The 20,217-nt window shown below is 63.8% G+C and carries 13 protein-coding genes; 3 read left to right on the top strand and 10 right to left on the bottom strand.

Features of this window, described 5'->3' with window-relative positions; genetic code table 11:
- The 6 genes from PQQ95_RS25515 to PQQ95_RS25490 form a co-directional block, all read right to left on the bottom strand.
- Positions 1–768: an efflux RND transporter periplasmic adaptor subunit gene (locus tag PQQ95_RS25515; RefSeq protein ID WP_408442344.1), complete on the bottom strand. Its 768-nt coding sequence runs from the start codon at positions 766–768 to the stop codon at positions 1–3.
- A 50-nt stretch (positions 769–818) separates the two neighbouring features.
- A complete protein-coding gene (locus PQQ95_RS25510) occupies positions 819–2,459 on the bottom strand; it encodes a TolC family protein (RefSeq protein WP_408442131.1) in 1,641 nt (546 codons plus the stop codon).
- Positions 2,456–9,367, bottom strand: a complete 6,912-nt coding sequence (locus PQQ95_RS25505; protein ID WP_408442129.1) for a DUF4347 domain-containing protein — start codon at positions 9,365–9,367, stop codon at positions 2,456–2,458. Before PQQ95_RS25505 ends, PQQ95_RS25510 begins: the two co-directional genes overlap by 4 nt.
- A 134-nt stretch (positions 9,368–9,501) precedes the next feature.
- Entirely contained in the window at positions 9,502–10,110 is a 609-nt protein-coding gene (locus PQQ95_RS25500; RefSeq protein WP_408442126.1) for a phage tail protein, read from the bottom strand.
- 64 nt (positions 10,111–10,174) lie between these two features.
- Positions 10,175–10,522 (bottom strand): DUF6916 family protein, encoded by a 348-nt coding sequence (locus PQQ95_RS25495; protein ID WP_408442123.1) that lies wholly within the window; start codon positions 10,520–10,522, stop codon positions 10,175–10,177.
- A gap of 207 nt (positions 10,523–10,729) precedes the next feature.
- On the bottom strand, positions 10,730–11,281 hold the full coding sequence (locus PQQ95_RS25490) for a GNAT family N-acetyltransferase (protein ID WP_408442121.1): 552 nt from the start codon (positions 11,279–11,281) through the stop codon (positions 10,730–10,732).
- 732 nt (positions 11,282–12,013) lie between these two features.
- Here PQQ95_RS25490 and PQQ95_RS25485 point away from each other — a divergent pair.
- Both PQQ95_RS25485 and PQQ95_RS25480 read left to right on the top strand, forming a co-directional pair.
- Positions 12,014–14,083 (top strand): putative bifunctional diguanylate cyclase/phosphodiesterase, encoded by a 2,070-nt coding sequence (locus tag PQQ95_RS25485; RefSeq protein ID WP_408442118.1) that lies wholly within the window; start codon positions 12,014–12,016, stop codon positions 14,081–14,083.
- Between the two features lie 121 nt (positions 14,084–14,204).
- A complete protein-coding gene (locus PQQ95_RS25480; RefSeq protein WP_408442116.1) occupies positions 14,205–15,011 on the top strand; it encodes a hypothetical protein in 807 nt (268 codons plus the stop codon).
- 40 nt (positions 15,012–15,051) lie between these two features.
- On the opposite strand, the gene PQQ95_RS25475 is transcribed toward PQQ95_RS25480, so the two are convergent.
- From PQQ95_RS25475 to dapA, 4 genes are all read right to left on the bottom strand, one after another.
- On the bottom strand, positions 15,052–15,483 hold the full coding sequence (locus PQQ95_RS25475; protein WP_408442113.1) for a bactofilin family protein: 432 nt from the start codon (positions 15,481–15,483) through the stop codon (positions 15,052–15,054).
- 182 nt (positions 15,484–15,665) lie between these two features.
- Positions 15,666–16,061, bottom strand: coding sequence for a hypothetical protein (locus PQQ95_RS25470; protein ID WP_408442111.1), 396 nt, complete (start codon positions 16,059–16,061; stop codon positions 15,666–15,668).
- Positions 16,054–17,034 (bottom strand): M23 family metallopeptidase, encoded by a 981-nt coding sequence (locus tag PQQ95_RS25465; protein WP_408442109.1) that lies wholly within the window; start codon positions 17,032–17,034, stop codon positions 16,054–16,056. Before PQQ95_RS25465 ends, PQQ95_RS25470 begins: the two co-directional genes overlap by 8 nt.
- A 420-nt stretch (positions 17,035–17,454) precedes the next feature.
- Entirely contained in the window at positions 17,455–18,387 is a 933-nt protein-coding gene (gene dapA / locus PQQ95_RS25460) for a 4-hydroxy-tetrahydrodipicolinate synthase (protein WP_408442107.1), read from the bottom strand.
- Positions 18,388–18,806: 419 nt separating this feature from the next.
- Here dapA and PQQ95_RS25455 point away from each other — a divergent pair, with 419 nt between their 5' ends.
- On the top strand, positions 18,807–20,099 hold the full coding sequence (locus PQQ95_RS25455; protein ID WP_408442105.1) for an aspartate carbamoyltransferase: 1,293 nt from the start codon (positions 18,807–18,809) through the stop codon (positions 20,097–20,099).
- Positions 20,100–20,217 lie beyond the last annotated feature (118 nt).

Genomic DNA, 20,217 nt, shown 5'->3' with positions numbered 1-20,217 from the left:
TCACCGTGTCGCGAAGGTAGCCCAGCCGCTCATGCCGGGCAACAGGTCCGGCACGCTGCCGGTCAGCACGGCGGTTACGTCGACCGTTTGTGTGACCGGGTCGACTCGCGCGCCGATGCGTGCGACTTTGGCCGGATAGGTCTTGCCGACTTCATCCACTTGCACGTTCAGCGCGTGCCCCGGTTTCAGCCACATCAACCATTTCGACGGCACGATCATCTTCAGTTCGAGATGGCTGGTGTCGACGATCGTCAACAAGGGCTTGCCGGCTTCGGCGAACTGTTGCGGCGCGGCCGAGCGCTTCGACACGCGGCCATCGAACGGCGCGGTAATCACGCATTTACGCACCGTCGCCTGCATGTAGGCGACTTCGGCATTGCTCGCCTTGAGCTTGGCGGCCGCCTGCTGCACCTCGAGTTCGCCGACCGAATGCAACTGCGCAAGACGCTGGTCGACATTCAGCAGATCGCTGGCGGCCCCGGCTTCGGCCTGCGCCTTATGCAATTGCGCGGCATACAGCGAGCAATCGAGCGACACCAGTGTTTGACCGGCGCGAAACGCATCGCCGTCGCGAAACGGCAGCGTGGCGATTTTCGCGGCAATCTCGCTCGACAGATCGACCTGGTCGCGCGAGACCAGTTGAATGCGGATCCGCCCCGCATCCCCCGCTGGATCCGTTTGTGCGGAGGCCACCATCGGTGTCATAGCCGGTGCGGCGGGCGGAACAGCGGCCGGCGCGCCGAATGCGGCCTGTGCGGACAACACCATCGCTGCAATCCCAACCGGTCCTGCCAACCGCACTGCAAACTGCGACCACTTCATTGCGTCTTCACTCCGGTAGCGGCATGGACGCCGGCCACGTCACCCACCGCCGCTGCGCCATTCGGTCGGCCCAATGCGGCCCAACGCTGCTGTTCCGCGTCGATCGATTGCTGCAGCGATGCCAGATCGTGACCCTTCACGGTATCGGGCACCGGATCGAGACCCAGCGTAGCGAGCAACTGACCATATGCGTTTTCCAGTTCCCCGTAGCTCTGATACAGGCGCAGCTCGGACATCATCGCGCCGGTCGCCGCGCGAATTTCTTCAAGCTTGCCTTGCGCGTTCGCCTGAGTCGCGTTGTGCGTATGTTCGAGAATCTGCTGATCGACCTCGTTCATCTGCTTGAGCAGATCGAACTGACGCTGCCTCGCGCTCAGTTCGGTGCGCGCCACATGCACCTGCGTGAGCACCGCCATGCTCAGCGCAAGACGCTGCGTCTTCGCGACTTCGAGCTGCGCATTCGCCATGCCGCGAATGTTCTTGACGTTGAGCAGATTCAGCAGGTTCCAGCTCACGCTGATACCGGCGGCGCGCCACGCGTTGTAAACGAGGAAACTGTTGCTGTCGTAATGGGTGCCAAGACTGAACTCGATACCCGGCAGCATCTTCGCCATTGCCTTATGGGTTTCGTTGACGCTGATCCGCTCGTTATAGCTCGCCTCGACGAGCTCAGGACGGCGTTCGAGCGCGGTCTCTTCCATCTGCTCCATCGGCATATCGAAGCTTGGCGCGGCGAAGCCTTCCGGTGGCGCCAGGGTGTAATCCTGGCCCGGCTCCAGATTCATCAGCGACGCAAGACGCGGTTTGGCTTCTTCGAGCTGATCGCGAATCTCTTCGAGCTGGCGCATCAGATCGAGCAGCGCATGCTGATAGTTCAGCGTATCGAGCGGCGCGCGCAGGTTCTCGTGCTGCGCCTGACGCGAATCGTTCAACGCCGAGCGCGCCTGTTCGAGCAGCGGCGCGATACGCTCGCGCAGACGTTGCGCGCCCGTCGCCTGCCAGTATGCTTCGCGCACCTGCTGCATCATCAACTGCACGACCTTGCGGCGGCGCTGTTCGAGCACCAGCACATGATCGGCCTGCTCTTTCGCTTCGTAGTAACTGACGCCGAAATCGAGCAGGTTCCACGAGAACGACAGATCCGCGGTGCGGTCGTTCTTGTCGGTCGAATACGACGGCGCGAGTGACTGCTCGTTGGTAAACACGTTGGTCGACGACGACGCCAACGGATGATTGCGCGTCGTGTAACCCGCCTGCGCGGTGAGCTTGGGCAGCAGATCGAAATTCGACAGATCGAGTTGCTTTTGCGCGAGCGCCTCTTCCATCATCTTCAGCCGATGATCGAGGTTGTAGCGGATCGCGCGTGCCATCGCCTCGTCGAGCGTAATCGGGCCGCTTACCGGCTGCTGCTGCGCGAACATCGACGTACGGTCGGCCTGCGCCGTCTGCGCGCGTTCCTGATCGGTAAAGGGCGTGGGTTTGATCGCGCAGCCCGACAGCCAGATCACGGCAAGCGATAGCGCCAGCAGCGCGGGACGCGGTGTACGCACCGCAACGGTCGAGATGTTCACTTCGGCGGCTCTCTTTCGCAAAGTTATTGGCGTAGTGAAATAGCGTGGCGTGATGCGGGGATTCATGCGCGCCCTCCTTCTGCGCCGACGGCAGCCGGCGCAGCCAGCGCGACGGTGGGCGCTGCCGTCGGGCGCGCGACATGCAACGTCGCGTGCGCGCGGGCAAACTGTTCGGCAAGCGAGGGCTTGGCAAGCGGCGCGGCGGCGTGGGGTGCTTGTGGTGCGTGAACCGCTGGCGCGGCCGGGTGTTCGGCATGTGCCGGGTGTCCGCCGAAATCGATCGCCACCTCGCGGCGCGTCTGGTGGCCTGCCGCGTCATGCGCAATGATCGCGACATTCAGAGCGCGCTGGTTGGCCGGCACCTTGCCGCTCAGCGTGCCGCGCACCGGGTCGTAATGCAGCCAGCCCGGCAGCGGCCGGCCATCGGCGAGACGCAGTTCGACGTGCGCGTCGGCGCTGACCGGCAAGCCTTCGGCGCCGATCATCACCGGCAGCGTGAGCGTGAACGACTGATTGGCCGCGGCGTGAACCTCCAGCGTCTCGCCCGGCAAATCGATCGACACCGGGGTCGCATCCGGCGTCGGAATCGATGGCATCGACTCCACCGAGGTCTCGCTCAGCGAGCCGTGCCAATGCGTGCCGCCGCCCGAACCCGAGCCGTTGCTCGTGCCGAGTTCGCCGAAATCGCCGGTCGAAAAAGTCGCGGTATGGATGACCGGGATCGCGCCGATTTCCGGCGCATCGGCGAACGCGTCGAGCACGATGAGCGGATTCGAAATGCTGTCGCTGAGATTCGGAGGAAAGATCGGGATAGTGTCCGGCGCAGGCGCTGCCGGCGCCGGGGTGGTCGTTGACGGCGCAGGACCGCCGCCGATGAACGGTGAATGCGGCGGCAAGGTAATCAGCGTCGGCGGAGTCGGCTGCGGACCGGCAACCGGCGGCGGAGGCGGAGGCTCGGCCGGTGGGGGCGTCACCGGTCCCGCGGCGAGATTTACCGTACGCGTGAGCGCCGCACTACTCTTGCCAGCGACGTTGACGGCGAAGCTGATCGTACGGCTGCCGCCCGAGGTTTCAGCGGACGTGTCCGCATACGTCACCGCCGCCAGCGCGGCCTGCCACTGCGCGAGCGTCGCGCTCGAACCCGCCGACGTCAACGTCAGCACGCCCGTGTTCGGATCGTAGCTCGCGCTGATGTTGCCGGTCGCGGCGCTGCCCTTGAAGGCAAGCACGTCCCTGTCCGCCTGAAAATTGCCGCTGATCGACACGAGCGCGGAGCCCAGATGCGCGTTGGGATCGCGGTCGGCAATCGCGATGCCGCTGTCGATCGTAACCGGCGCCGCACCCGCGCCGCTTGCCGTAAACGTCGGAGTGCCGCCCGTTCCGGCGACAAGGCCCGGCGTCTGCGTGGTCGCCGTCAGATCGATCACGCGGGTCGCGGTGACGCTGTCCTTGGTGCCGTCGTTGACCGTGAAGCTGATGGTGCGCGACGCGCCGTCCGGCACGATAGCCGTGTCGGTGTAGGTCATTGCCTTAAGAGCCGCGGTCCATTGCGCGACGGTCGCCGTGCCGCCCGCCGAGGTGAGCGTCATCACGCCGGTCGATGCGTCGTACGATCCCGTGATATTGCCGAAACTCGACGCGTTGTTGTTGGCAAACGCGAGCACGTCCTCGCCCGCATGGAAGCCGCTCGTGATCGACACGGTGGCCGACGCGAGCGTGGTGTTGTCGAGGTCCGAAACGGTCAGGCCACTATCGATCGGAACAGGTGTGGAGGTGACGTTGTCGCCGGATACGAAGCTGCCGTCGCCGGCCGTCGTCGTGATCACCGGCGCCTGTTCGGTGGCTGTCAGGTCAACCGCCTTCGCGCCGGCCGCGCTATCTTTACTGCCGTCGTTGACGGTAAAGCTGATCACGCGTTGCGTCGTATCGGGCGTGATCGCCGTGTCCGTGTAGGTGACCGAGCGCAACGCGGCCTGCCATTGCGCGAGCGTCGCCGTGTTGCCGGCTGACGTCAGCGTCATCACGCCGGTGCTCGCATCGTACGATCCAGCGATATTGCCAAATGTGGACGCATTGGTATTTGCGAACGCCAGTTGGTCTTCGCCCGCATGGAAGCCGCTCGTGATCGACACCACGGCCGACGCGAGCGTGGTGTTGTCGAGGTCCGAAACGGTAAGACCTGTGTCGATCGCCACCGGCGTCGACGTGACGTTGTCGCCCTCGATGAACGCCGCATCGCCGCCCGACGTGGTCAGGATCGGCGTCTGATCGACGCCGGCCACCGTCACGTTGCGGCTCAACGCCGTGCTCGATTGCACGCCGTCGCTGATCGTGAAGTCGATCTGGCGCGTCGCGGTATTCGGCGTCACCGCGGTATCGGTGTAGGTCACCGCGCGCAACGCCGCGTCCCATTGCGCGTCGGTCGCGCCGCCGGCCGAGGTTAGCGTCAGCACACCGGTCAACGCGTTGAAGCTGCCGGTGATGTCACCCATCGTCGTGCCGTTGTTGATGTACGACAGCACGTCTTCACCCGCATGGAGGTTACTGCCGATCGTCACCGTCGCGCTGACGATCGGATTGCCGAGCGGATCCGCGACGCTAATGCCGCTGTCCACCGCGACCGGCGTGCTGACGGTGTTGTCGCCCGCGGTGAATGCGGCGCTGCCGGTGCTGGTGGTCGACAACGTCGGCGCGGAACTGATCACGTCGATATCGTAGGACAAGGTCGCGCTGTTCTTCACGCCGTCCGACGCGGTCACCGACACGGTCCGCGTGCCGAGCGGCGAGCCCGCCGCTGCCGAAAACTGCACGCCGTCGACGATCGCCTGCCAGTTCGCCAGCGTCAGCGCGCCACCTGTGCGGTTGATCGTGAAGGTCCCTGTGCCGGCGTCGTAGGTCGTCGTGAAGGCGGTTCCCATCGTCGCCGCGTTGTAGTTCAGGCTCAGCTGGTCGCCGTTGTGAAAACCAGCGGAGAACTGGATCGTCACCGAGGCGAGCGTCGTGTTGTCCCTATCGATCAACGTGAGGCCGCTGTCGATATCGTGCGGCGCGGCGCCCGGCAGGTAGTCGAAGCCGCTGGTCGACGCGGTCAGCACCGGGCTCTGATCGGTGCCCGCGACCGTCACAGTCTTCGTGCCGAGCGCGCTATTTTTCGTGCCGTCGTTGACAGTGAAGCTGATCGTGCGGGTCGCCGTGTCCGGCGTGATCGCCGAATCGGTGTAAGTCACCGCGCGCAACGCGGCCTGCCATTGCGCGAGTGTCGCTGAGCCCCCCGCCGACGTCATCGTCAATACGCCGGTAGCCAGGTCATACGCTGCGCTGATATTGCCGAAGAGGCTCGCGCTGGTGTTGTTGAACGCAAGCACGTCTTCGCCGGCCTGGAAATTGCCGGTGATCGACACGCTCGCCGACGACAGCGTCGCATTGTCTCGATCCGACACCGTGACACCCGCATCGACCGCGACTGGGGTCGACGCGACGTTGTCACCCTCGACAAATGCACTCGAACCGCCCGACGTGGTGAGCAAGGGTGTCTGGTCGGTATCCACCACGGTCACGGTGCGAGTCGCCGTCTGGCTCGTCTGCGTGCCGTCATTGACCGTGAAGCTGATCGTACGGGTCGCGTTATTCGGCGTAATCGCCGAATCGGTGTAGGTGACCGAGCGCAGCGCGGCCTGCCATTGCGCGAGCGTCGCCGTGCCGCTTGCCGATGTCAGCGAAAGAATGCCGGACGACGCGTCGTAGGTGCCCGCAATGTCGCCCATCGTGGCCGGGTTGTTCGAGAACAGCAGACTGTCTTCGCCCGCATGGAAGTTTCCGGTGATCGCCACCGTCGCCGAGGCAAGGGTCGATCCACCGGTTTCCGCCACGGTCACGCCGCTGTCGACGGCGACTGGCGACGACGTCGTGTTGTCGCCCGCAACGAACGCGGCCGAACCGGAATCGGTTGTCACGACCGGCACTGCGCCCACCGTGACCGTACGCGATACCGCAGCGCTGGTTTTCGTGCCGTCGTTCACCGTGTACGACACCGTGCGCACGCCGCTTGCGGCGCTAGCCAAACTGGAAAACTTGACGTTGTCGAGCTCAGTCTGCCATTGCGCGTCGCTGACGGTGCCGTTCGCGATCAGCGTCAAGACACCCGTGGCGCTGTTATACGAACCGGTTACGAAGCCGTCGTTGACGAACAACAGTGTGTCGCCCGCGTGGAAGCCGGCCGTGATCGATACCGTCGCCGACACCAGCGTCGGATTGGTGTCGCGATCCGTGACGTTGATGCCGCCGTCGATCACCGTCGCGGCGGACCCCGCGACATAGGCGGTATTGCTGCCCGACAGCGTGACAATCGGCGTCTGGTCGGTCGCGGTGACCGTGATGTTGCGGGTCACCGTCGCGCTGTTGTTGGCGCCGTCGTTGACGGTGAAGCTGACCGTGCGGGTCGGCGTGGCCGGCGATACGGCGCTGTCGGTGTACGTGATCGAGCGCAACGCGGCCTGCCACTGCGCAAGCGTCGCGGTGCCGCCCGCCGAGCTCAGGCTGAGAACGCCGGTGGCGGAGGTGTACGAGCCGGAGATGTTGCCCATCGTGCCCGGATTGTTGACGAACAGCAGCATGTCTTCGCCGGGCTGGAAGTTGCCGCTGATCTGCACGGTCGCCGAGGTCAGCGTCGTATGGCCCGAGTCAGCGACGGTCAACCCGGAGTCCACCGCGACCGGCGTCGACGTCGTGTTGTCCGCCGACACGAACGATGCCGAACCCGAATCCAGCGTCACCACCGGCACCGCCGTCACGTCGACGGTTTTGGTCATCGCCACGCTGTTCTTCACGCCGTCGTTGACCGCGAATGTGACGGTGCGCGCGCCGCCCGCCGTCCCCGCGGCGGACGAGAACTGGATGTGGTCGAGCGCGGACTGCCATTGCGCGTCGGTCGCCGTGCCGCCCGACGACGTCAGTGTCAGCACGTGGCCACTCACGTCATACGACCCGGTGATGTTGCCCATCGTCGAGCCGTCATTTGTAAACAGCAGTATGTCGCCGCTGCCGGCGCCGCCGCTGATCGCGACCGTCGCACTCGTCAGCGTCGTGTTGTCGCGGTCGCTGACGGTCACGCCGCTATCGATCGTCGTCGCGCCCGCGCCGGCCACGTAGCTGGTGCTGCCGCCGGTGGTGGTCACGATCGGCGTTTGATCGGTGTCGGTCACGGTCAGAGTGCGCGTCGCCGTGCCGGTCGCGCCGCCGCTATCCGTAATCGAGAAATTGATCGTGCGAGTGGTGGCGTCCGGTGTGATCTGCGAATTGGTGAACGTGACTGAATCGAGCGCGGCCTGCCACTGCGCGAGCGTCGCGCTGCCGCCGGAAGAGCTCAACGACAGCACGCCGGTGCCCGAGTTGTAGGTGCCCGTGATGTTGCCCATCGTGGCCGGATTGTTCGTGTAGGCGAGCACGTCGCCGGCTTTCACGTTGCCGATCGTCACGGTGGCCGATTGCGCGGTGGTTGCGTTCGAGTCGGTGAACGTCAGGCCGCTGTCGACCTGCACGGGGGTCGACGTGACGTTGTCGCCCGCCGTGAACGCGGCGCTGCCGGAACTCGGCGTCAGCGTCGGCGCAAGGACCGTGTACGCCAGATTGTCGAGCGACGGTACGAAGTTCGCACCCGGGTCATCACCGACATCGGCGATCGTGACGGAGGTCAGATTGGCGAAATCAGGATTGCCGCTCAGATTGACCGTGCCGGTATACGTACCGCCATTTCCGTCGCCCGGGCCCGTGAAAATCAACACTTCCTTGCTGGTGTCGCCGTTCGGAATCAGATAGATCTTGCCGTCCGATACAGCATCGAGGTCGAAGCTCGACAGCGAAAAATGCGCGCCGTTCGCCAGCTCGATCGTGACCCGGCTCATCTGATTGCCGTTGAAATTCAGCATCAATGTGCCGTCGCCCGCGCCGGACGACAGATCCGGCGCGCCGAACGGATCGTTCGCCGCCGTATAGATGTCGTTTTCGATCGGACCGGTTGCGTCGGTCACATAGGTGATGCCGTCGAGCGTGAAGGTCGCCGACGTGTTCTGATAGCCGCCCGCGGCCTGTGCATCGTAGGTTTCCACCGTCACGCCCAGCAACGCATCGAACTGCTGCCGCGCTGCCGCCGATTCGATCACCGGCGTATGCACCGCGCCGACCTGGTATTCGAGCGTCCAGTTACCGCCGAGCGCCGTCGCACCGGTTGCGTCGGTCGATGCCGCGAGGTTCAGATGCGTCAGCGCCGCGACCTGCTGCACCAGCATCTGGCCATCGGCGTTCTGCGCGACGTCGCAACCATAGATCAGGAAGTCCCCGCCCGGCTTTATCGCCGCGCCGATCTGCGCGAGTTCGCCGCTGTACGCGGACAGATCACCCGCATTGAGCCACGTGGAGCCCGCCTGGATTTCACCGTCGGCGCCATGCGAGATCAGGTGGATCGAGTCGACGCCCTTGTGCGTTTGCAGATAGCCGGCGATCTGCGCGAAACCGTCGGTGGTCGCGTTGAGCACCACGTATTGCGTGCCGGCCGGCAGGCCCGCGATCAGCGCCTGGTAGTCCGGCACGCTCGGGTCGATGAACACCACCGCATGCGGCGCGGCATCGGCAGCGGCGGGGGCTCCCGACTGCACCGCTTTCTGCGTATCGGTGTTTTGCGCTTCATTGTCGTTGAGCGGCTTGACGTGGCGGACGTCGTGTTCGGCCACGGTCTTCGGCGCCGCGTGCGGGGTCGCATTGGTCGCTGCAGCCACGCCGGCATGCGTGTCGGCCTCCGCGCCGTGTGCATGCGCATGCGGCGCGATCGCGGCCACCGACGCGTCGTAGACCACCCGCGGCTCGAGCGCCATCAGCAACGGCGCCGGCGTCACGGCCGCGCGTGCGCCGCTCTTTCGCACGTCGATAGGCGTATCGCGCGCGTCGCCGAAACGGTTGAGGAATTGCTGGATGATCTTCATGACACGCGCTCCACCGGGCCACCATTTCGCCCTGCTGTTAATCGACTGCTATTGCAGCTGCCGCGACGATCTCTGCCAGGACATCGAAGCGGCCACGCTTACGACTTCTCCCGTGACGGCCGGTTATTTGCCACCTAACCGCGCGACGGGAAAACGCCCACCAGGGCGATGGCGAAATTCATGCCGAGGTACGGATTACGCAACGGCAGCGGCAAACCTGAACCCGTCATCGACACCGCCACCGGCGCCGCAGGCGCGCTCACGTTGACGTTGAATGGCGCAAGGTTCGTGTTGGCGGTGCTGGTGTTGTACAGCGTCGCAGGATGCCCCGACGCCGCTGCCGGCCCGAGCACCGTGTTGGCGGCTGGCGCGACCACGCTGCCGGTGGCCGTCGTCGTCGCCGGAATGCTGACCGATGCGGTCAGCGTCGCCGCGCTGGTGGTCGCCGCGTGCGTATGCGCCGGCAACTGCGCGTTCGTCAACGTGAAGTTCTCCAGCCCGTCCACCTGGCCAAGTTCGACCGGCGTCAGATTCAAGCCCGTGCCCGTGCCCACCGGCGAGCGGCCAGCCAGGTTGGGCAGGTTGAACGTCTGCACGCCGTCGCCGCCGTAGGTCGTTCCTAGCAGCGCGAACAATGCCTGATTTTGCGAAATCGGCACGGTTTGCCCCTGACACAACGCCCAGCCGTTCGGCGCAAAGGTGAAAGCCACCATACGGATTTCGCCTACAAACGGATCGCTCATGTGATTCTCCTCAAGAGACAGCTGTTGTATCGAAGGGAAAAGTCGTGACTGCCCGCTGTCGGCCTCATGCCGCGCCTGGGTTCCGGGTGTTGGGGCGGGTGTTCTCGTGCGGTTTCGCGCAATGGATCACGATGCACATCGTGCCGGCACCGTTGGCTGCCGGACGCGTCGGCGTGGCAAGCAGATCCCAGGCGGCGCCGTCCGGCGCACTCACGCGATACATGTCTTGAGGAAGCCGGATGCCGGCCGGTAACTCGAAGAACGCCGAATAGCAGAGGAAGCCCTCGTCCATTGGCGTTTCGGTGGGCGCAGCAGTAAGCCGTGCTTCAACGGCGCCAATCTGCGCGCTCGCGAGCGTGAAGGTGCGGCCGACCGCGTTGGTCAACTCGGCATGACTCGGTATTGCTGACACCCCGCCCCCCGGCAGTAAGCGCAAAGCGCACCGTGAAATACCGACGCGACATGTGCCGTGCCGGCCGGCGACTACATCCGATTTTCTCGATGCTGCGGTTAACGACGTTCGCCGAACCGTATTTGAGCGATTCCTTTATGGCCTGACGGAGTGGGATCCCCACCCCGCCTCTATTTACTTTTTAATGTCACATCGACTAAACAGCACTCACAAACCCGCTAGTGTTACCGGCGCGCCATCGAACGGCGCCGGCTCGCGGTGGAACTGCTCGTATATGCCGTTTTCGCCTCGCTTTCTGAAACCCAACCGCTGGTAAAGCGATTTCACCGGATTCACCGCTTCGACATAAAGCGTCGCCGGCAATCCGCGTTGCGCCGCTCGGGTAATCAACGCGTGCACGATCTGTGTGCCGATCCGCGCGCCGCGATAGTCCTGCAATAACGCAATATCGATAATGCGCAATTCGCCGCCGCCCCAATAGTGATAAAGGCGCCCTACCGGGATATCCCCCTTCATCACGACATCGAAACGAGCCGCCGGATAATGCCGCCGGTAATAGCCGTCCTGGAGTTCGAACTGTTCCGCGAGCAACGCGTTGATTTGCTGCTCGCTCAAACCAGAGCCGACGAACTCCGCCTCGCGCGTGCTGATGAATACCTCACGCAGAAACACGCGGTCGGCAGGCGTGGCCGCACACAGGCATAGGGCGTCGCCGTCCGCCGCCGGGATTTTGCTCCGCGCGGGTTGTGTAGGGCTCATGAAAGCTAATAAGGCATTAATGAGACGAATATGCGAACGGATCGTAGCGGGTTGCCTTTAGCCGCGCAATCGATAAATCAGAAGAAATAGCAAGGGATTACCCGAATTACCGAAGCAGAAGTCCCCGCAAAGTACCTGCGCAGTAAAGGCGAACATTGGAATGAACAACGAAACGCACGCGGGTTAACAATGAAATATTCGCAGAATGCAGGTTCCCACGGAGATAGATGTTATTTTTTATTCGACACCGATAGCGACAAAACGCATATTTTCAGGGCTGCGTAAATACAGGCGATGCGTACAGACGATGCGTGAATCATGGAAAAGCACGACTGTGTTAATACTTGGATTAGTCTTGATGATATTCATAATGCATTAAATGACTCTCTCAATCTGACTCGGAGTCATGTTTCCGAGTCAAAGCGATGACACCTGCACGCCCGATTAATGCTTCGCCAGAAGATCGCTCAACGACCTGGCGGAACCGTCGCCAAGCCGCCTCCCCCTCACCGCCGACAATGCCGTCACCCCCCTAGCCCACTTCCAGGTATCGCTGCAATTCGAAACCGATTGCCCGGACGTGTCCGGGGCACTGGCACACGCCACCGCCAGCGCCACCGCCCGCGCCGAAATGCTCAACACCCACGACTAACATATTGAAAATCAATTAAATAAACGCCGCCAACGGTCGATAACAAGTTCAGCCGCGTCCCTCTCGCGGTTGGACTTAACATGCAGAGCTCATACAATTTTTGGCTGGTTGCCATCTCGTTCGTCGTGGCGGCGCTGGCGTCGTACACCGCGCTCGATTTGACGGGCCGGATCTTCCTGCTGGTATCGTCCGGTCTGCGGCACGCGTGGCGTCTCGGCGGCGCCGCGGCGCTCGGTGTCGGCATCTGGTCGATGCACTTCATCGCCATGCTGGCCTTCTCGCTGCCGATTCCGCTCGGCTACGATTTCGCGACCACCGCTGGTTCGCTTGGACTCGCGATCGGCGTGTCGTATCTGGCGCTGGTCGTGACGACCCAGGCGCGGCTTACGCCGCTTCGGCTCGTGGGCGGCGGTGTGCTGATGGGCGCCGGCATTGCCGGCATGCATTACACCGGCATGGCAGCGATGCAAATGGAGCCGGGCATCCGCTATCAACCGGCCTGGTTCACAGGCTCGCTCGCGCTCGCGATCGGCGCGTCGACCGCCGCGCTGTGGATGGCGCGTGCACTCAGTAAGGACGACGAACGCCACGTCTTGCGCAAACGTTTCATCGCGGCGCTGGTGATGGGCATCGCGATCAGCGGCATGCACTACGCCGGCATGGCGGCCGCCGAGTTTCCGGCCGGCGCCGTATGCGGCGCAGCCAAGGGCGTGAACGCCAACTGGCTCGCGACGTCGGTGATCCTGTTCACGTTCGCGATTCTGATCGTCACGCTGATCCTGTCGCGTTTCGATGCGCGCACCAGTTTTCTGGCCGGCGCGGTGTCGACACTGAACGGCCAGATCGTGCGGCTCGCCACGCTCGACGCGCTGACGGGACTGCCCAACCGCAACACGCTGACCGAACGCATCGAGCGCGCAATCCATCGCGCGCGCCAGCAGCGCTCGCTGTTCGCCATCCTGTTCATGGATCTCGACGGCTTCAAGACCATCAACGATTCACTCGGCCATTCGGCTGGCGACGCAGTCCTGTCCGCGTTCGCCCAGCGCCTTCTGCTGTGCGTGCGGACGAGCGACACCGTCGCGCGTCTCGGCGGCGACGAATTCGTCGTGCTGTCCGAGAACCTGGCGTCACGCGAAGACGCCGGCACGATGGCCGAAGACGTGCTCGACCGGATGCGCCAGGGCGGATGGACCGACTCGCAGCCGCTGCAGGTGATGCCGAGCATCGGTATCGCGCTCTTTCCCTACGACGGCGAGACCGTCGACACCTTGCTCAAACATGCCGACGCGGCCATGTACGAAGCCAAGCGCGCGGGCCGCAGCACTTATCGCTTCTTCGAACAGAGCATGAACGAAGCCGCGACGCGCACGCTGCAAATTCAAAGTGCGCTACACGAAGCGCTCACCACCGGCCATTTCTCGCTGCACTTCCAGCCGAAATTCCACGGCAGCGGCAACTCGCTGGCGGGCGCCGAAGCGCTGATCCGCCTGAATCATCCACAGCTCGGCATGCTGACGCCGCTCGAGTTCATTCCGATTGCCGAGCGCTCGGGCCAGATCGTCCAGATTGGCAACTGGGTCCTGCGCGAGACGTGCCGGCAGATTCGCCGCTGGGTCGAGCAAGGCCTGCCGGCGATGAAAGTGGCGATCAATCTGTCGCCGCGCCAGTTGGCGCAACCGAACCTCGTCGCGACGATGCTCGAGATCGTGCAAACCGAAGGCGTGCATTGCGCGCAGATCATGTTCGAAATCACCGAAACCGTCGCGATGCAGGACGCGCCAAAAACCATCGAAATGATCCGCGCGTTCCAGGCGAGCGGCTTTGAAATCGCCATCGACGATTTCGGCACCGGCTATTCCAGCCTCGCTTATCTGCAACGCTTTCGCGTCAAACAATTGAAGATCGACCGCTTCTTCACCAACGGACTCGACGAGCACGGACCGGAAGGCAGCGCGATCGTTTCTGCGATCATTGCGCTCGCGCACTCGCTGGAAATGGACGTGGTGGCTGAAGGCGTCGAAACCGAATCGCAGCTCGACAAGCTCAAGTCGATGATGTGCGACGAGATGCAAGGCTTCCTGTTAGGCAAGCCGCTCACTGCAGACGACTTCGGCGAGTTGCTGCGGGCAAGAATGGTGGAGGCATAAGCATCCTGATCTGTTTGAAACGTATGGACCTTGGCGACTCAGTTCGCCTATCATGGCGCGCTCGCTGCGTCGCCTCGTTTTACCTATAAGCAGGAAAGACAGATTGGTTGCTGGAGACTTCATGAAAATTGACGTAGCGACGTTCCAAACGGTGTGGCTGATCACGTTTCTGTGCAGCGCCTTCATCACGACAGCGCTTTCACGTATGTTTGCGCAGGTCAGCGCCTTCCGTTTCTGGGCCGTCGGCTTTTATCTGCTTGCCGCCGCCACGGCATGCTTCGCGTTGCACAAGATCTGGCACAACGATCTGCTGTTGCTGGCCACCGCGACGCTGGCATTGCAGAGCCGCATTCTGATCTGGTCCGGCACGCGCGATCTGTTCGGCGCATCGGCGCCGTGGCGCGCGGGCCTCGTCGTTACTGCCGTATTCTGCGTGCTGTATGGAAGCGTGCTCGCATGGAATGCACCGCTCGTGGTCCGCGCCGGCCTGCTGGCGCTGTTTTTTGCGCCGTGCCGCGCGGCGACGCTATATGAAGTGTACCGGCGGCGGCGTCCGCAGCTCGGGCCGGCACGGATTCTGGTGGCCGTGGGCAGCGGTATCGCGACGCTCAATGCCATCGTGCCGCTCGTGCTCGTGGCGCTCGACCGCTCCAACATGACGCTGCTTTACGGCGACCCTCGCGCCACCTCGGCGCTTTACGCCGTCGTGTTTGCCGGCGATCTGCTGTTGACCATCGGCCTGATCGTGCTGGCCTTGCACCATCTGATTGTCGAACGCGACCTACTCGCCACGCTCGATCGCGGCGCGCTGGAGCGTCTCGCCGTGTCACGGGAAATGCGCGGACTACACGAATCGCGCGCGCCGCGCAGCGACGCGCTGGGCCACGACACGTCCACGCAACGCCAGTCGCTGCCGGGGCCGGTTTGATGCGGCGCGCGGCTGTCTAGCTGATTGGCTGCTTGGCCCTTTAATCGGCTTTGCGCGTCTCGCGTGCGGAATCGGCCATCGACTCGAAAGCCGGCGCAGCCTGCGTGGCTTCACGCCTCGTGAGCTTGCCATCCACCGACGCGCCGCAATCCATCCGCAACTGCTGGTAGTAGATGTTGCCGGTCACGTGCGCGTTGCTCTGCAACTCGACGAAGTGATCGGCAATCACGTCGCCGACGATCCGGCCGTTGACCACCACGTCATAGCCGTGCACGTTGCCCTCGATCGAACCGCGATCGCTCAATACCAGCAGCGTCTGGGTGCCTGACTCGCCACTGACGTTGCCCTTCACGTGGCCGTCCATGCGCAGACCGTCGCTGAATACGAGGTCGCCCGTGATCCGCACGTCGTGTGCAATGAGGGTAGCGAGCTTGGTCTGCCGGATGCCCGCGGTTTTTTTCTTGCTGAACATAAGTAATCCTGGAAATGAAAATGTTCGTCGCGTGATGCTGTCCGGGCGACGAGCCGGGAGTGGGTTGCTCAGTCGGTCGATCAATTGCGGCGCTTGCCGCGTTGTGAGGCTGCCTGTGTCGGCTAGGTACGGCATTGGCTATGGTTCGGCGCAAGGTCGCTCACGGGGCCGTTCATCCGCGGTTAGCGGCGTGGCGCCCCCGCTTGCGCCGGCGGCTTCGTTTTGCTCTGGCCGCGCAGGAACTGCACTTCGGCGTTCAATCGCGCGACGTCAGCAGCCGCGCCGTCCGCGGTTTTTTGCACTGCGGCGCGCGCCGCCGATTCCTGCGCCAGCGCAAGCCGCGTGCGGGCGAGTTCCGTTTGTTCGCGGCCTGCGTCGACGGGCGCCGCGTTGCATTGATTGGCCGGTGCGCCGCCGCGCTGCGCGTGCCACGCCGCAACAGCCGCCGCGCCGCCTGCCGCGCCGAGCGCGCACACTAGCGCCCACAGGGTGATGCGCAGGACGAGCGGCCGCGTCGGTTGCAACGTATAAACGCGCTGAGTCAGACTGCCCGCGCGGGAAAAACGTCGTTCAACCATGGGGCGTAGGCGCGAATAGCGCGAGGTAGGCAGCCGGGTCGACCGGCGCGCCATTGACCAGCACTTCGAAATGCAGATGCGGACCGGTGGAGCGGCCGGTCGAGCCGACATCGGCGACATACTGCCTCGGCAGCACCAGATCGCCGACATGCACGACAATGCGCGACGCGTGGCCATAGCGGGTCACGAGGCCATTGCCGTGATCGATTTCGACGGCATTGCCATAGCCCGATTTCTCGCCGGCGAAGATCACCCGGCCGCCCGCTGCCGCAAGAATCGGCGTACCGGTTTTGGCGACCAGGTCGATGCCCGGATGAAAACTCAAACGATGCGTAAACGGGTCGGTGCGGTTGCCGAACGGCGAGCCGAAGCGCGCGCCATCGGCAGGCATGCGGCCGGGAAAAGCGGCGTACGCGATCGCGTGGTCGGCGGTTTGCTGCTCGAGCGCCGACAACGTCGTGGCGATGCACTCCAGTTGTTGCCGGGTGCGTGCCGCATCGGCATGGGCCTCCGGTTGCGGCATGACGTCTGTACAGCGACGCGGCGGTAATGAAGGGCCGCCCTCGCCTTCGCTGTCGGTAGCGTCGGGCTCGGAGGCAGAGCCCGGGGTGGCTGGCATGGCTGACGTGGCCGAGGCGCGCGGCGCCGGCCGTGGTGTATTCAGGCGTGCTTCGAAATCGTGCAATGCGCCGACCTGCATCGTCAGGCGCGCGATGCGCGGTTCGATCTGCGCCATGGACGCGTTGAGCTTGCCGAGTTGATCGATTGCATAGTCGTGCTCGACGCGCTTCGCCGCCTGATCGCCGGAGCCGCCGTGCGCCGGCCAATGCATGCCGATCGCGATGCCGGCGGCGAGCGCCAGCGCAGCGGTGCCGAACGCCGCGACCACCGCGATGGTCAGCGCGGTGCGGCGCGTAACGAAACTGAGCGAGCCGCTGGAAAGCTGACGGCCGGCGCGAAACATGGAGGACATCAGCGACTCCAGGCGCGCGCCATGCGGCCCGTGCAGGGTCGCGTACGGGCCGCATGACTCACGGTCGGGGTGTTGGACGCGTCCGGCTTGCTGAGCTTGCTGAGCTTGCTGGACGTGCCAGATATACTGAAGCGGGACAGGAGATTGGTGGACAAGGCTAACTGCATGCGGCATCGACCGGACAAAATACCGGTGGCGATAATGAACAAAGGGCGCCGATTATCGCCTGGCATCACGAACCATCATCTCAAATACAGACGGCAATACGAGATGTCACGATGTCACATAGTATGCGGACGCGGTTTCCAGACGCAGCGAACTTGCCGTGCGCGTTGCGCATCGACGCGCACGGCAAGCTCAACCGCACGTGCACCTGCATCCCACCTGCACTCGCATCCGCACTCGCACCAACACGCGCACTCAAACCGACGATGCCACCGCGTGCGCCCCGCTCCGATCCAGCCCTTCCAGCGCCCTGAGCCGCGCGACCAGCGCGTCGCCGGCACGCGTCATCGGCATGCGCAACTCGTCGCGTATCAGGCCTTGCGCGGCGAGCAGGGCCTTCACCGGCGCCGGATTCGGTTCGACGAACAGCGCCTGGATCAGCGGCGCGAGCTCATGAAAAACACGCCGTCCTTCGTCGAGCCGTCCGGCTGACAACGCGTGATACAGCGCGACGAACCGTTCCGGCCGCAGATGCGCCGAGGCCGCGATCGCCCCGCTCCCACCCAGACACAAGGTGTTGAACATCGTGATGTCCTCGCCGGTCAGCACCTGCAAGCGGCCGTCCCGAATCAACGCGAGCGTGGTGTCGAGCGAACCGGCGCAATCCTTCACTGCCTGAATCCGCCGATGCGCGGCGAGCGTGAGCAGCGTCTCGAGTTCGAGCCGCACACCGGTTCGATAAGGAATGTCGTACAGCACGACGGGCTTGTCGCTCGCATCGGCCAGCGCCATGAAATGCCCGACGATGCCCGCTTGCGAAGGCCGGATGTAGTACGGCGCGGCAATCAGCACACCAGCGATCGGCAACGCGTTCAGCTGCTCGATGCGCTCCTTCATGCTCGCCGTATGATTGCCCGACACGCCGACCAGCACCGGCAGCGCTTGTGCTTGTGCATCCACGCCGCGGGCGGCGCCGTGCGCTTGGACTTCGTCGAGAATCGTCGCCAGCACGGCGTCCTGTTCGGCGGCGTCGAGCGCAGCCGGCTCGCCGGTCGTGCCGAGCGCGACCAGACCGGCAATGCCCGCATCGGCATAGCGGCGCACCAGCGCGCGCAACGCGGCGTGATCCACCTCGCCATCGGCGAACGGTGTGATGAGCGGAACCCAGATACCCGAAAAAATAGACATGTCTTTACCTCGATGACGACCGTATCGATTCCGATCAGCGGTGCGAGGAGGAAAAACAGGGGATGCCGCGGAGGGCGTTGACCGGCTGTTCCGTCGCAACATCTGACGGAACAGCGGCTCCGGTCAGATGAGCGGCTGTTTTTTGGCGTTGGCGCTAACGCTCGGGAAACCCGCGCGTGCGGCCACGACGCTCGCAAAAGCGAGACGTGCGAGGGTTGACGGGCGGAGTCGGAGCGTTTGGCCAGAATGCATGACACGCAGTGTAACCGCGCCCGGCTCGACTTGGCAAAGGCGGCGAGTCACGCCAGTTTCCCGATAGTTGCCCAAACTCGCAAAATTGCTTGACTTCTGTGGCAGGGAAACTAATATACGCACCGCGTACATATCCAGTACGCAACCCATTCCCCACAGGTGCCCGCATGAGCGTCCCGCAACAAGCCTTCCTACGCGATGCGATGCGTCGCCTGAATATGACCCGCGACACGTTCGCAAGCCGCATCGGCGTATCGCGCCGGGCACTCGACACATGGCTGCTGCCGGACGACTCGCAGGAATCGCGGGCCATGCCGGAGATCGTGGAGCGTTTCGTGTCGGAAATCGTGGTGCATGGCGAGCCGGGCGAAAACTATACGCAAAGCGTAGACGCACAATCTCTGGCAAGCCAGATGCTGTTCGAGGGCAAACCACAGTTGCTCTCGGTCGATCAGTTCTCGCGCGACTCGGTCGAGGCGCTGTTTCGCGTCGCCGACATCATGCAGCCGATCGCCCGGCGCCGGAAAATTTCCCGCGTGCTCGAAGGCGCGGTGCTCGGCAATCTGTTTTTCGAAGCCAGTACGCGGACGCGCGTGAGCTTCGGCGCGGCCTTCTGCCGGCTCGGCGGTTCGGTGTGCGACACCACCGGTTTCACGTTTTCGTCGATGGCCAAGGGCGAGTCGATCTACGACACCAGCCGCGTGATGAGCGGCTATGTGGATGCGCTGGTGATCCGCCATCCGGAGCAAGGCTCGGTGGCCGAATTCGCGCGCGCCACCAATGTGCCGGTGATCAACGGCGGCGACGGCCCGGGCGAGCATCCGAGCCAGGCGCTGCTCGACCTGTACACGATCCAGCGCGAGTTCTCGCGGCTGGGCAAGATTGTCGACGGTGCGCATATCGCGCTGGTCGGTGACCTGAAATATGGCCGCACGGTGCATTCGCTGGTCAAGCTGCTGGCGCTGTATCGCGGCATCAAGTTCACGCTGATCTCGCCGCCCATGCTCGAAATGCCGAGCTACATCGTCGAGCAGATTTCGCGCAACGGTCACGTGATCGAGCAGACTCACGATCTGCCTGGCGGCCTGCGCGGCGCCGACGTGGTGTATGCCACACGCATCCAGAAAGAGCGCTTCACCGACGAATCCTTCGAAGGCTATACGCCGGATTTCCAGATCAATCAGGCGCTGATGGACAGCGTGTGCGGCCCCGACACGCTGATCATGCACCCGCTGCCGCGCGATAGCCGGCCCGGTGCGAACGATCTGAGCGTCGACCTGAATCACGATTCGCGCCTCGCGATTTTCCGGCAAACCGACAACGGCATCCCGGTGCGGATGGCGATCTTCGCGGTGCTGCTGGGGGTCGAAAAGCTGGTCCAGCATTCGATGCGCGACGCCGCATGGCGCCCGCCCGCGTATCTCGGTCCGGACGATGCGGTGTTTCACGGCATCGATTGATCAGGATTCCATGAATGAGTTGAAAGACGGCCTTGCGGCTCACCCGCAAGGCCGTTTTAGCATGGGCAGCACCGATCCCCAGTACCCACGCGATTAAATCCGGACTAGACTGAATTCG

Origin of the sequence: Paraburkholderia caffeinilytica (assembly GCF_046030355.1) — a bacterium.
Classification (GTDB): domain Bacteria; phylum Pseudomonadota; class Gammaproteobacteria; order Burkholderiales; family Burkholderiaceae; genus Paraburkholderia; species Paraburkholderia caffeinilytica_B.
This window is presented reverse-complemented; position numbering and strand designations above follow the sequence as displayed.

Coding starts and splice junctions, on each gene's coding strand:
- PQQ95_RS25515 (WP_408442344.1), bottom strand. CDS start 768: ATGGTGTTGTCCGCACAGGCCGCATTCGGCGCGCCGGCCGCTGTTCCG.
- PQQ95_RS25510 (WP_408442131.1), bottom strand. CDS start 2,459: ATGAATCCCCGCATCACGCCACGCTATTTCACTACGCCAATAACTTTG.
- PQQ95_RS25505 (WP_408442129.1), bottom strand. CDS start 9,367: ATGAAGATCATCCAGCAATTCCTCAACCGTTTCGGCGACGCGCGCGAT.
- PQQ95_RS25500 (WP_408442126.1), bottom strand. CDS start 10,110: ATGAGCGATCCGTTTGTAGGCGAAATCCGTATGGTGGCTTTCACCTTT.
- PQQ95_RS25490 (WP_408442121.1), bottom strand. CDS start 11,281: ATGAGCCCTACACAACCCGCGCGGAGCAAAATCCCGGCGGCGGACGGC.
- PQQ95_RS25485 (WP_408442118.1), top strand. CDS start 12,014: ATGCAGAGCTCATACAATTTTTGGCTGGTTGCCATCTCGTTCGTCGTG.
- PQQ95_RS25480 (WP_408442116.1), top strand. CDS start 14,205: ATGAAAATTGACGTAGCGACGTTCCAAACGGTGTGGCTGATCACGTTT.
- PQQ95_RS25475 (WP_408442113.1), bottom strand. CDS start 15,483: ATGTTCAGCAAGAAAAAAACCGCGGGCATCCGGCAGACCAAGCTCGCT.
- PQQ95_RS25470 (WP_408442111.1), bottom strand. CDS start 16,061: ATGGTTGAACGACGTTTTTCCCGCGCGGGCAGTCTGACTCAGCGCGTT.
- PQQ95_RS25465 (WP_408442109.1), bottom strand. CDS start 17,034: ATGTCCTCCATGTTTCGCGCCGGCCGTCAGCTTTCCAGCGGCTCGCTC.
- dapA (WP_408442107.1), bottom strand. CDS start 18,387: ATGTCTATTTTTTCGGGTATCTGGGTTCCGCTCATCACACCGTTCGCC.
- PQQ95_RS25455 (WP_408442105.1), top strand. CDS start 18,807: ATGAGCGTCCCGCAACAAGCCTTCCTACGCGATGCGATGCGTCGCCTG.